The organism is Brucella pituitosa, assembly GCF_003049685.1.
GTDB classification, from domain to species: Bacteria; Pseudomonadota; Alphaproteobacteria; order Rhizobiales; family Rhizobiaceae; genus Brucella; species Brucella pituitosa.
In genome coordinates, this window is the sequence record NZ_PYSY02000001.1 from 2,302,707 (window position 1) to 2,315,596 (window position 12,890).

Consider the following 12,890-nt stretch of genomic DNA (forward strand, 5'->3'; position numbering starts at 1 on the left):
ACAAATGCGCAAAGAAGACAGCTGGTCACTGCGCACCGTAATTTCAGTAATCTCTTAAAAACTGATATATTCAGAAAGTAATTACCATCTCTTTCAATTTGGCTTCGCTTTGACAGCGAAGGTTTTTTCTTTTTACCTTTGTAAAGAACTACCATCTAATAATCAGCCATCGCAAAACCGGCACAGTGTCGGATGCTTATAAAAGATGATCCTCAAGAAGATCAGCAGAAGTGCGGAACCTTAAACATAGGGGCCGTAACAAACAGGGTTGGCAACGAGTGGGTTTTTCGGCAGCGAAAGCAGCGAGCCAGTTTTTACCTGGCAAGATCGCAGCCAAACTTCGTCCTGTGACGGAGCGGATGGATGCTGTCCTGATGGGAGAAGGCCCACAGGCAAGTGCCCAGCGTTCGTCGCTGCTGGCCTTTTCTGTACGTGCGGCGAGCGCTGCCATAGCTCTGCTCTCGCAAGTTATCCTCGCCCGCTGGATGGGTGAGTTCCAGTACGGCATTTTCGTGCTCGTCTGGCTCTCCATGATCATTATCGGTGATCTTGCCTGTTTCGGGCTGCACACCACCATCATCCGATATGTGCCGGAATATATTCAGCACAACCTGCTTAATCCGCTGCGTGGTATTCTTTATACTGGTCGGCTTTTCGCGCTTGGATCAGCCACCGTAATCGCCCTGCTGGGAGCCGTGCTGCTGGTACTTCTGAAAGACCACATAGCGAGCTATTACCTCATTCCGTTCATTCTCGGCTTCATCTGCCTGCCAATGATTACGCTTGGCAATATGCTCGACGGCATTGCCCGGTCGCGTACATGGATCATGATGGCACTGACGCCGAGCTATATCATCCGCCCGCTCCTCGTTCTCATTTTCATGGTCGCAGCTCACGTCGCAGGATTGCCTTCTACTGCTACGACTGCACTTGCTGTTTCCATTGCTGCCACATGGGCAACGACGGTCGGGCAATTGCTGACCCTTGATCGGTCGCTGGCAAAGGATATTCCGTCCGGGCCAAAGGAAATCCATCTGGCGACCTGGATGAAAGTTGCTCTGCCGATTTTCTTTGTCGAAGGGTTTTTCTTCCTTCTGATCAATGTCGATGTGCTGATGGTTGGCCACCTCATGGACCCACAGCATGTGGCAATCTATTTCGTGACAACCAAAATCATGGCACTGGCGCATTTCGTCTATTTCGCCGTCAAGGCAAGCGTTGCACAACGCTATTCCGATCTGTTGCACAGCGGCGATCGTGCCGAATTTGCAAATTTTGCAGAAGCATCGACCCGTTGGACCTTCTGGCCAACATTGTTTCTCGGAGTTGTCATTCTCGCCATGGGCTATCCCCTGTTGATGCTCTTTGGCAGCGTCTTCACACAGGGCTATCCGCTTCTGTTCATTCTGATTATCGGTGTGATTGCACGCGCAAGCGTCGGACCTGCCGAAAGCCTGCTCAACATGTCTGGAAAGCAGAATATCTGCGCCCTGCTCTATGCAGTCACGCTGGCCGTTAACGTCGCGCTTAATCTTCTTCTCATTCCACGCTTTGGCCTGATGGGAGCGGCTTTCTCGACAGCCATTTCGATGCTGCTTGAGGCCGTTCTGCTTTCGACCGCCGTGCACCGCACCATGCAGATCACGATGTTTATTCTTATTCCTGAAAAGCGCACCCGAGACGCCCGCAGCAATAGCTCTGAGGAGACCTTGTAATGGCCGCGAAACCTTTGCTTGAAGAATCCGCAGGCGGACACACAGCCCGCATCATTTCGCAATTATCCGAAAGCCTGCCAGCCCTGGATGCGACCAAGCGGCTGGAGGAAAGCCTGAACAGCCGCGATATTCCACGCAAGTTTGCGATCTACGGCGCATCAGCTGGTTTTGAGCTGCGTGACGAGCTTGACCACCTGAGCAACCGTACGATTGAGCCGAACATCTTTTTCAACGCGCGTTTTCTGGCACCTGCCATGCCACGTCTGGAAGACCGCGAAGTGCGTTTCATGGTCATGCGTGATGAAAACGAAGTTCGTAGCCGGCTGCGTTTTGTCATGCCCTATACGATCGAGCGCCCTGGATTACCGCTTTCCGCACCCGTTATCCGTGCCTGGGCAACGCCTTTTGGTCCGCAGGGCACGCCGCTTATCGACCATGATGATCCGGTCGGTGTCCTGGAAGACCTGTTCGATATTCTGGCACGCGATCATATCAAAATGCCGGAAGTCCTCGTGCTTCCTGAAATGCGAGCCAATGGTGCAGTCGCAAAACTGATCCGTTCGGTCGCGGTCGGTCGACAATTACCCATCGTTTCAATTGAGCAGAAACAGCGTCCGTTCCTCGAAAGCAATCAGGATGGCGAAACCTACATCAAACAGGCTATTGGCGCGCATCATCGTCGCGATTATAGCCGCCTGTGGCGCCGCCTTGCCGAAAAAGGCGAATTCGTGCACCGCATTGCAAGGACGCCGGATGAAGTCCGCCACGCATTCGAACATTTCCTGACATTGGAAGCCAGTGGCTGGAAAGGCCGACGCGGAACCGCCATGGCAGTTGACCGGTTTCGGGCAGCCTTTGCCCGCGAAGCCGTCAACAATCTTGCCGAACGCGACTGCGTTCGCATCCACACATTGGAACTTGCTGGGGAACTCGCTGGCCGTGTGGTTGCCATCCTGATTGTATTCACAGTCTCAGGCGAAGCGTGGACCTGGAAAACCGCCTATGATGAAACGCTTCAGGCCTATTCGCCGGGTACGCTGTTAATGATCGAGGTGGTCAAAAATCACCTTGAGGATACCAACATCACACGTACAGATAGTTGCGCCGTGCCGGATCATCCCGTGATGTCCCGCTTGTTTAAAGAGCGTGAAACCATTGAAACTCTGGTGATTGGTCTTCATCCGGGTGCCGACAAGAATGTTCGACAGGCAGCATCGCAGATCCACCTCTATCAGCGCACCCGCAATCTGACGCGTATCATCCGAAATCGAATCCGCAACTTTACCGAGCGCAAATAACAGGAAATCAAGACAAAAGAAAAAAGACGCGATTACTTGAGATAACATGAATCTGTGCTATCATTGCTTCTGGGAGAGCGCCTGAAATTAGAAAATTGCAGGCGAAAAATGAGGGTCTGATTTGCTTGGCATTGGGTTTTACTCAATTGAGATCAAGTAAATGAATAATAACGACCTTCTTTCGCCGCTCACAAACACCAAAGCGCCTCCCTTGGGAAGGAGATGCGCTATGTTTGAATATCTCACTTATCTGAAAACCCTCGACCTGATTGTGCTTGGCTTTATCGCCTTTCTGGTCTGCTGGAATATTGTCGAGTACAATCTGCGCCGCTGAGGCTAAAGCATGTCGCGCTCAAATGGTTTCATTTAGCGTTAGCGAATATGCCGCAATTAAAGGAATCTGGAGCGAGCCCATGGCTGCGATTAAGCGCGACACGCTCCAGAGAGTATCCGACCTAGCTGACTGAGATCTGCGCTCTAAGATCTGGTTGGTATGCGGTTTGTCTGATCCCGCTTAAGCGTTCTACACTTTTCGGGAGGGGTGAACGTGTATTTTATAAGATCATAACCTTGTTGATCCCGATGTCACTCAGTTCGGATTTTACTCTACAACCTCAGCCCAAAATCGGAATCGATTTTTGGAAAGCACGATGTGTAGATTAAATAAATTAGAGCATGCTTTGCGCGCCCAGGAGGGCGCACGATGCTCTGAGCGGCTTTAAAAAGGCCTTTTGGACAGGTAATTTAAGCGTTTTGTTCAAGCCATATCGTCTGTCTCACTGACTTCGCGGCTCAACCTGAAAGTATAATCGGTCAAGCCGCTTGAGGGCGATTGACCTTGTTTCGTTTAGCCGGTATATCCCTCCCCGCTGTCCGTCTTTGGACCATATCAGACTGCATTGGCAGTTATGTGCGGGTGTGGTGGAACTGGTAGACGCGCCGGACTCAAAATCCGGTTCCGAAAGGAGTGTCGGTTCGATTCCGACCACCCGCACCATTTATCCCACCACCCGTTATTCAAGCTGCTTCAAGAGCCTGTGCGAGATCTGCAATCAAATCATCAGGATGTTCAATGCCAATCGACAGGCGAATTGTTGATTCGAGCACCCCTATCCGCTCACGCACCTCAACCGGAACACCGGAATGCGTCATTGCAGCGGGATGACTTGCAAGCGATTCTGTACCGCCAAGACTGACCGCAAGCTTCATGATCTGCAAAGCATTCAGGAAACGGAATGCCGCCGCCTGACCGCCTTTGATATCGAATGAAAAGGTCGAGCCCGCGCCTGAGCACTGGCGTTTGAACAATTGACCAACAGCAGAAGCCTGGTCTGCAAATGGCAAATAATGCAGCTTTTCAACCTTTGGATGCTCGCGCAGGAACTCGGCAATTGCCAGAGCATTCTTGTCCGCACGATCCATACGAATACCCAGCGTTTCAAGCGAGCGCCCCAGCATCCAGCAGGAATGCGGATCGAGCTGCGTTCCAATCGCCCCACGCAGCGCCTTTATCTGCTTAACCACGGCCTTCGCACCAAGAACAGCACCGGCGATCAGATCGGAATGGCCACCAACATATTTGGTCAGCGAGTAGAGCGAAATATCTGCGCCGTGTTCGAGCGGCTTCTGGAAAACAGGACCGAGCAAGGTGTTGTCGCAAACGATGACCGGGCGGACCCCTTCCTGCTTCGCTGCTATCTTATCGGCAACGCGCCGGATGGCTGCGATATCGACCAGACTGTTGGTCGGATTGGCGGGCGTTTCAATCAGGATGACCGAGACTCGCCCCTTGTTTGTGGCTTCATCGGCAGCCTCTTCAATCGAAGCTTCATGCACACCATCGGCAAAGGCCACAGCCGCAACATTGAAATTATGGAAAGTCTTCGCGAGCAATGTTTCTGTGCCACCGTAAAGCGGCTGCGAATGCAGGATTACGTCTCCAGGGCGCGCAAAAGCAAACAAGGTTGTCGCAATTGCCGACATGCCGGACGAGAACAACGCGCAACTCTCGGTCCCTTCATAAACGGCAAGACGATCCTCCACGATCTCGCTGTTGGGATGATTGAAGCGCGAATAGACAAGACCCGCACTAACCCCTGCGGGCGGCTCTTTACGGCCGGAAACGAAATCGAAGAAATCGCGCCCGTCTTCGGCAGTCTTGAAAACGAAGGTCGAAGTTAGAAACACCGGTGGCTTGACTGCCCCCTCGGAAAGCTCGGGGTCATAGCCGTAATTCAGCATCTGGGTTTCTGGATGAAGTACATGATTACCGATGCTGGTCTTGTTTGGACGAGGCGCGGTCATGTTTGTCTCCTGTAAAAGATACTCCCGCTCAACAAAGTGAGCAGGAACAGCTTATCAGAGACGTTTGGGAATCTTCTTGCGTTGTTGACCGCTCAATCGAGCGGCCACGAACAATAATCCGTGTTCATCGTCGCGCGGACTGCGCAGCTTACTTGACCACCAGCACCGGAACAGCGCTTAGCGACAGCACTTCCGCGGCCTGACTGCCCAGCAGCAGCTTGTTGACGCCGCGACGGCCATGCGATGCGATGACGATCAGATCGCAATGCTTGTGCTTGGCCGCCTCGATAATCCCCTGTGCTGGTGACTGGTTTTCAATGTGAAGAACCTCAGCAGAAACATCTACGCTCTCGGCTTTTGCCTTTGCCTTCGCGAGAAGCTCGGCGGCAGCTTTGGTTATAGCCTCACGATATTCCTGAAAGGCCGCTGGGCTTGATGCCCACTCAGCAGCCACAACAATGCCATAGGATGGCAGAAGTTCGGTCACCGAAACAAACAACACCTTTGACCCAAGTTGCTTTGCAAGAGCAAGCCCCTGGTCCACGCCCTTATCGGCGAGTTCAGATCCATCGGTTGCGATCAAAATAGACTTATACACGGTTCATGCCTCCAGATTGCAGTTGTTAACCGATCATGCCTGTCCTGACGCAAAGAGCATTGATACGGATCAATGAAGTATTTGAGCTAAAAGTGCGAAGCGGTTCCAACGATTCAATCTCAACTGGGACCGCTCCAAGACAGCAAAAGCTTATAGACATGAGAAGCTTGTCGAAAGACCGGGGACAAGGTTTTAGTGCCAGGAATGACCGATTTTTGTACAAATGATCGTGCACCCTGCTGATACCCGATAACATGGAATTATCTTCTAAGTACCACTCCTTTAAAGAATATAATTCCAATTATATGCGTTCAGAAGCACGGTCCCAGCTATGCTTTTGCGCCATTTCCTCATAAACTTCGCGTCAAACAGAAGGAGATTTTTCCATGAGCAAGCCCCTTGGCGCGAAAGACGGCGAAACTGCAGGCCGCGGTCGCATCTATGATTCCATTCTCGATACCATCGGCAACACACCTCTGGTCCGCATCGACAAATTTGCCAAGGAAAACGGCGTCGAAGCCAACCTGCTGGTAAAGCTGGAATTCTTCAACCCATTGGCAAGCGTCAAGGACCGTATCGGTCTTGCACTGATTGAAGCACTTGAAGCGCAGGGCAAAGCTGTTCCTGGCAAGACCGTGTTTGTGGAACCAACCTCGGGCAACACCGGTATTGCACTGGCATTTGCGGCCGCCGCCAAGGGCTACCGTCTGGTGCTGACTATGCCTGAAACCATGTCGGTTGAACGTCGCAAGCTTCTCAAGCTGCTCGGTGCCGAACTCGTGCTGACCGAAGGCCCGAAAGGCATGAAGGGCGCTATCGCCAAGGCAGAGGAAATCGCAGAAGGCAATCCGAATGCGATCATCCCACAGCAGTTCGAAAACCCAGCCAATCCTGAAATTCATCGCCGCACAACGGCTGAGGAAATCTGGAATGACACCAAGGGCGAAGCCGACATCCTGATTTCCGGCATTGGCACCGGCGGCACCATTACCGGCGTCGGTCAGGTCATCAAGTCACGCAAGCCATCGTTCAAAGTGATCGCTGTCGAGCCTAAGGATTCCCCGGTTCTTTCGGGCGGTACACCCGGTCCGCACAAGATTCAGGGCATCGGCGCAGGCTTTGCACCAAAGACGCTCGACACAGAAATCTATGATGAAGTGGTGACTGTCTCCAACGAGGATTCTTTTGCCAATGCACGCCTGATTGCGCGTCTTGAAGGTATTCCTGTCGGCATCTCGTCGGGTGCGGCGCTCACAGCCGCCATCGAAGTCGGCAAGCGCCCGGAGAACAAAGGCAAGAATATTGTCATCATCATTCCTTCCTTTGCCGAGCGCTATCTTTCGACCGCGCTGTTTGAAGGTCTGGAATAAGATCGCAGCCTGAACCCAACAAACAAAAAGCCAGAGCGGTCATCCGCTCTGGCTTTTCTGTTGCCTGAAACTCAGTTCATCTCCGACAAAAGCCTGACAGGCTTTGAGTCTGAAAATGAGAACCGAAGCTCAGTGTTTAGTTTGCCGTGCGTGCCGCGCAAGCCGGACCCGGGCCGCGCATATAATGGCGCTCGGGCCTGTAGCTTGGTGCGACGAACTCACGGATGACATTAACGCTGTCACGTAGCTGAACGATAATGTTCATCGCCTTCACCTCATCAAGAATTTGCTGCTCGAAAGTGATGTTCGCCAAGCGCCCATAGGGGCCGAGTTAAATGCTTTTTAGCTTCCGAACATCTTAATGAAAACTTTAACGATTAAAGATGAATAACTCCTAAATCTGCAGAGTTAACAGTAAGTTAATGGTAACGATATTCAGGTTTTCCACAGACGTGAGAAATTAGACACAATTAGAAAAGCCGGTGTGAATACACCGGCTTTGTCAGAAAAGCATAAAGGTTTTATCGCGTCGGAACCGGATGTTCGCCACGGTAGTCATAGAAACCGCGGCCCGTCTTGCGGCCAAGCCATCCCGCCTCAACATATTTGACCAAAAGCGGGCATGGGCGATATTTGGAATCGGCCAGTCCGTCATGCAGCACCTGCATGATCGAAAGGCAGGTATCAAGGCCGATAAAATCAGCAAGCTGCAGTGGCCCCATAGGATGGTTGGCACCAAGCTTCATCGCCGTATCGATGGCTTCTACGCTGCCCACACCTTCATAAAGCGTGTAGATCGCCTCATTGATCATTGGCAGCAGGATACGATTGACGATGAAGGCCGGGAAATCTTCGGCAACCGTTACGGTCTTGCCGAGTGCCGTTACGAAATCCTTCGATTTGCGGAACGTATCTTCTTCAGTCGCAATACCGCGCACCAGCTCAACCAGCTTCATGAGCGGTACCGGATTCATGAAGTGAATACCGATGAAACGCTCCGGACGATCTGTGGTTGACGCAAGTCGCGTGATGGAAATCGACGATGTATTGGTTGCGACAATCGCTTCCGGGTTCAGGATCGGACAAAGCTGCGCGAAAATCTTGCGCTTGACGGTCTCGTCTTCTGTCGCTGCCTCGATGGCCAGATCGACGCCCGCCAGATCTTCCATGGAATTCGCTGCACGGATCAGCTTCATAGCATCGGCGCGCTGTTTCTCTTCCAGCTTACCGGATGACACCTGTCGCGCCATGTTGCCATTGACTGTGGCAATACCCTTTTCCAGCCGGTCTGCCGCCGCATCATGCAAAAGCACGTCGTATCCTGCCAGCGCACAAACATGGGCAATTCCGCTTCCCATCTGTCCCGCGCCAACAATGCCTACCGTCTTGATCGCCACAGTCTCAACTCCTTCACGCTCCCGCCCAATAGCGGAGATCTGCTTGAGTATATCATCCATTCTTCAAATACAGGGAACCTGCATCTGGCCTGCATTCAGCCCCATACCAAGCCCCTTACCAAGCCTTGTATCTGACATTGCTTGAAAGCCCGGTTAACAAGACAGCTTGCCTGTTAAAATGCAATCCTAAACTTCAGGTCGAGTTTTCAGCAATGCTTATAAAGAACCCGTCCGAACACCGGCAGAAACTCGGCGCAAAGGACGGGCAGCAAATGAACAAGGCGGCAGATTTCCCTGCCGCCTTTCTTATAATCAGAGCGCTTTTTCGAGCTCCGGCAACACGGTGAAGAGATCCCCGACGAGCCCATAATCAGCAACCTGGAAGATCGGAGCTTCCTCGTCCTTGTTGATCGCAACAATCACGCGGCTGTCTTTCATGCCTGCCAGATGCTGGATCGCACCCGAGATGCCGACTGCGATGTAAAGATCCGGTGCAACCACCTTGCCGGTCTGGCCAACCTGCCAGTCATTGGGCGCATAGCCCGCATCAACCGCCGCACGGCTGGCACCAACGGCTGCACCAAGCTTGTCAGCCACAGGCAGGATCACTTCCTGGAACTTTTCTGACGAACCAAGCGCACGGCCGCCCGAAATGATGATCTTGGCCGAAGTCAGTTCCGGACGATCACCGCCCGAAAGCGCGTTTTCAACGAAGCTCGACAGCGCCGGATCGCTCGCCGCATTCACGCTTTCAACCGAAGCCGAGCCGCCTTCGCCGGTGGCCTGGAACGAAGCGGTACGAACCGTGATGACCTTCTTGGCATCGGTCGATTGCACAGTCTGGATCGCATTGCCCGCATAGATCGGACGCTTGAACGTATCAGCGGACACCACTTCCATGATTTCCGACAACTGCATCACATCGAGAAGTGCTGCCACACGCGGCAGCACATTCTTGGCCGACGTGGTGGCTGGTGCAATGATCGTGTCGTAGTTTCCTGCGAGTTCAACGATGGCTGCAGCCAGTGGCTCAGCCAAACGATTTTCCAACGCATCGCTTTCAGCCAGCAGAACCTTGCGCACGCCAGAAAGCTTTGCAGCCGCATCAGCCGCAGCCTTTGCACCCTTGCCTGCAACCAGAATATCAACATCACCACCGATCTGAGCGGCGGCTGTCAGTGCCTTTGCGGTCTGATCGGAAAGGCTTGCATTGTCATGTTCGGCAATAAGAAGAATAGCCATGTGTTTGTCCCTTCCGATTTCTTACAATACGCCGTCGGCCTTGAGCTTCTCGACCAGTTCGGAGACCGAACCGACCTTCACGCCAGCCTTGCGGCCACCCGGCTCTTCGGTCTTCAGGACCTTGAGACGCGGCGCAATATCAGCACCGAAATCGGCAGGCGACTTTTCATCAAGCGGCTTCTTCTTCGCCTTCATGATGTTTGGCAGCGATGCATAGCGCGGCTGGTTCAAACGAAGATCAACCGTGACAATGGCAGGAAGCTTCACATCAATGGTCTGAAGACCGCCATCGACTTCGCGCGTTACCTTGGCCGAACCATCACCCAGTTCAACCTTCGAGGCAAACGTTGCCTGGCTCCAGTTGAGCAATGCCGACAACATCTGGCCGGTCTGGTTGGCATCGTCGTCGATCGCCTGCTTGCCGAGGAAAACGAGATCCGGCTGTTCAGCCTCGACCACGCCCTTCAACACCTTGGCAACGCCGAGCGGCTCAACGGTGTCATCGGTCTTCACGAGGATCGCGCGATCAGCCCCCATGGCAAGGGCTGTGCGCAGCGTTTCCTGCGCCTGTGCCGGACCGACCGAAACCGCGATGATTTCCGTGACCTTGCCAGCTTCCTTCAGACGGATTGCTTCCTCAACCGCAATCTCGTCAAAAGGGTTCATCGACATCTTCACGTTCGCAAGCTCAACGCCCAAACCATCTCCCTTAACACGGATCTTTACGTTGTAATCTACAACCCGCTTTACTGCGACAAGGACTTTCATCCGCGATTACCTCTTCAATGACTTTTGCGGCACGACTATGCCGCCGTGAATCTTTGCCCGCATGTCAGAAACCGACATGAAAATGCTGCTGACAGAAGCGCCACGAAACCAGCCCTTCCCCGCAACATCAGGAACCGGCACGAAACCTAAAGACGGTTGACGTGCACGTCAATCGCGGATGGTCGGCAATATCGATTTAAATGAATTTATTCTGACAGATAGTCATTCCGTTTTTGCACTAACGTTTGTCAGGTCTTGTCTTGTTCGGTTGATACCTTTGATACTTTTCTTTGACGCGCATCTCCTCGCATTTTCGTGGCGTTTACAAGCCCGACCTCATGCGCTAGGAGAACCGCGTAAACATCCGGTCGCAGCCTACCCGGTCAAAACAAGGACTCAAACTATGAAGACGCTTGTCATCTGCTCCGGCGGATTGGACTCTGTTTCGCTCGCGCACAAAATCGCGGCGGAACATCAGCTCACTGGCCTTATCTCGTTCGATTATGGTCAGCGGCACAAAAAGGAACTGAGCTTTGCGGAAGCCTGCGCAAAGCGGCTCAATGTGCCCCATCAAACCATCGACATCCGTCCAATCGGTGCGAGCCTTACCGGCTCTGCCCTGACGGATGATATTGATGTACCCGACGGCCACTATGCCGAGGAAACGATGAAAATCACGGTCGTTCCCAACCGCAATGCCATCATGCTGGCCATCGCCTTTGGCGTGGCAGCAGCCCAAAAAGCCGATGCCGTGGCGCTCGCCGTTCACGGTGGCGACCACTTCATTTATCCCGATTGCCGTCCCGGCTTTATCGACGCTTTCCAGACCATGCAGAACCATGCGCTGGAAGGATATGCCGATATTCGGGTGCTTGCGCCCTATGTGCACAAGTCAAAAAGCGACATCGTTTCAGACGGTGCAAAATACAAGGCGCCGTTTGAAGCGACGTGGTCCTGCTACAAGGGCGGCGAGCATCATTGCGGGCGTTGCGGCACCTGTGTCGAACGTCGCGAAGCCTTTCATCTGGCAGGTGTCACAGATCCTACCCGCTATGAGGATGCCGACTTTTGGCGGGCCGCAATCGAGAAAGGGAGCGCCTGATGTTTCGCATCACCAAGGAATTCCATTTCTCCGCTTCGCATCAGCTGACCGAACTTCCCGCTGATCATCAATGCGCGCGACTGCACGGGCACAATTACACCGTTGAAGTGGAACTTTCCTCAGCCGATCTCAATGAGCATGGTTTCGTGCGTGATTATCACGAGCTGGCGCCACTCAAGCGCTATATCGATGATGAGCTCGATCACCGCCATCTCAATGATGTGCTCGGGCATAATTGCGTGACGGCAGAGTTTCTGGCGCGCCATCTTTATGACTGGTGCCAGACACGCTGGCAGGAAGTCACAGCGGTAAGGGTCAGCGAAACGCCTAAGACATGGGCAGAGTATCGGCCCGAGAGTCGATCATGAAGGCCAGCCCCGAAATCCGCATCAGCGAGATTTTCGGTCCGACCATTCAGGGCGAAGGTGTGTTGAGCGGCGAGCCGACTGTTTTCGTGCGTACGGGCGGCTGTGACTACCGCTGCGCATGGTGTGACAGTCTGCACGCTGTTGAAAGCCGCTTTCGCCATGACTGGAAACCGATGAGCGTTGAAGCCATATGGCACGAAGTGACGGCACTTTCGGGTAAAAAGCCCATAACGGTGTCACTTTCTGGCGGCAATCCAGCCATTCAGCCATTGGGACCACTGATCGATCATGGTCACGCGCAAGGTTATCGCTTTGCGCTTGAAACTCAGGGATCGCTGACAAAAGACTGGTTTGCCAAACTCGATACGCTGGTGCTCAGTCCGAAACCACCTTCAAGTGGCATGGAGACGGATTGGGGTGCGCTCGCAGCTTCCATTGATGCAGCAGGATCGAAACCCCGGACGGTGCTGAAATTCGTGGTCTTTGATGATGCGGATTATGCCTTTGCAAAGGCAGCATCAGCACGTCACCCGCATTTGGCCGTTTACCTTCAGCCCGGCAATCATACACCGCCGCCGCCCGAAGATGACGATGCCCGCATCGACATGAACGGCATCATGCGCCGCATGGAATGGCTGATAGACAAGGTAATGGCAGATCGCTGGTTCGAGGCCCATGTATTGCCCCAGCTTCATGTGCTGATCTGGGGCAATAAGCGCGGAGTTTGA

The 12,890-nt window shown here is 53.2% G+C and carries 12 protein-coding genes and 1 tRNA gene; 7 read left to right on the top strand and 6 right to left on the bottom strand.

What is annotated here, in order from left to right:
- The first annotated feature begins 278 nt into the window (after positions 1-278).
- The 3 genes from C9380_RS11330 (at position 279) to C9380_RS11340 (ending at position 4,010) form a co-directional block, all read left to right on the top strand.
- On the top strand, positions 279-1,715 hold the full coding sequence (locus C9380_RS11330) for a lipopolysaccharide biosynthesis protein (RefSeq protein WP_111788083.1): 1,437 nt from the start codon (positions 279-281) through the stop codon (positions 1,713-1,715).
- Positions 1,715-3,013, top strand: coding sequence for a type IV secretion system effector crotonyl transferase BspF (bspF, locus tag C9380_RS11335; RefSeq protein ID WP_111788082.1), 1,299 nt, complete (start codon positions 1,715-1,717; stop codon positions 3,011-3,013). The genes C9380_RS11330 and bspF overlap by 1 nt, the downstream gene beginning before the upstream one ends.
- Before the next feature lie 912 nt (positions 3,014-3,925).
- Positions 3,926-4,010 (top strand) — tRNA-Leu (locus tag C9380_RS11340).
- 20 nt (positions 4,011-4,030) lie between these two features.
- Here C9380_RS11340 and C9380_RS11345 read toward each other — a convergent pair.
- On the bottom strand, positions 4,031-5,317 hold the full coding sequence (locus C9380_RS11345) for a cystathionine gamma-synthase family protein (protein WP_111788081.1): 1,287 nt from the start codon (positions 5,315-5,317) through the stop codon (positions 4,031-4,033).
- 148 nt (positions 5,318-5,465) lie between these two features.
- A complete protein-coding gene (locus C9380_RS11350; RefSeq protein ID WP_100558521.1) occupies positions 5,466-5,915 on the bottom strand; it encodes a universal stress protein in 450 nt (149 codons plus the stop codon).
- 386 nt (positions 5,916-6,301) lie between these two features.
- Here C9380_RS11350 and cysK point away from each other — a divergent pair, with 386 nt between their 5' ends.
- Positions 6,302-7,285, top strand: a complete 984-nt coding sequence (cysK, locus tag C9380_RS11355) for a cysteine synthase A (protein WP_024896860.1) — start codon at positions 6,302-6,304, stop codon at positions 7,283-7,285.
- A gap of 136 nt (positions 7,286-7,421) precedes the next feature.
- On the opposite strand, the gene C9380_RS28325 is transcribed toward cysK, so the two are convergent.
- From C9380_RS28325 to C9380_RS11370, 4 genes are all read right to left on the bottom strand, one after another.
- Positions 7,422-7,550, bottom strand: a complete 129-nt coding sequence (locus C9380_RS28325; RefSeq protein WP_268875812.1) for a hypothetical protein — start codon at positions 7,548-7,550, stop codon at positions 7,422-7,424.
- A gap of 256 nt (positions 7,551-7,806) precedes the next feature.
- Positions 7,807-8,682, bottom strand: a complete 876-nt coding sequence (locus C9380_RS11360) for a 3-hydroxybutyryl-CoA dehydrogenase (protein WP_024896859.1) — start codon at positions 8,680-8,682, stop codon at positions 7,807-7,809.
- A gap of 312 nt (positions 8,683-8,994) precedes the next feature.
- Positions 8,995-9,924, bottom strand: a complete 930-nt coding sequence (locus C9380_RS11365) for an electron transfer flavoprotein subunit alpha/FixB family protein (RefSeq protein ID WP_128093555.1) — start codon at positions 9,922-9,924, stop codon at positions 8,995-8,997.
- A 21-nt stretch (positions 9,925-9,945) separates the two neighbouring features.
- Complete coding sequence (locus C9380_RS11370; RefSeq protein ID WP_128093556.1) at positions 9,946-10,692, bottom strand: electron transfer flavoprotein subunit beta/FixA family protein; 747 nt, start codon at positions 10,690-10,692, stop codon at positions 9,946-9,948.
- A gap of 403 nt (positions 10,693-11,095) precedes the next feature.
- Between C9380_RS11370 and queC the strand changes: the two genes are divergently transcribed.
- The 3 genes from queC to queE are packed head-to-tail and all read left to right on the top strand — an operon-like array spanning position 11,096 to position 12,890.
- Positions 11,096-11,794 carry a 7-cyano-7-deazaguanine synthase QueC gene (queC, locus tag C9380_RS11375; protein ID WP_128093557.1) on the top strand — a complete coding sequence of 233 codons (699 nt, stop codon included), beginning with the start codon at positions 11,096-11,098 and terminating at the stop codon, positions 11,792-11,794.
- Entirely contained in the window at positions 11,794-12,162 is a 369-nt protein-coding gene (queD, locus tag C9380_RS11380) for a 6-carboxytetrahydropterin synthase QueD (protein ID WP_128093558.1), read from the top strand. Before queC ends, queD begins: the two co-directional genes overlap by 1 nt.
- The gene (gene queE / locus C9380_RS11385; RefSeq protein ID WP_374844428.1) at positions 12,159-12,890 is read left to right on the top strand and encodes a 7-carboxy-7-deazaguanine synthase QueE; all 732 of its coding nucleotides are present in this window, start codon (positions 12,159-12,161) and stop codon (positions 12,888-12,890) included. The genes queD and queE overlap by 4 nt, the downstream gene beginning before the upstream one ends.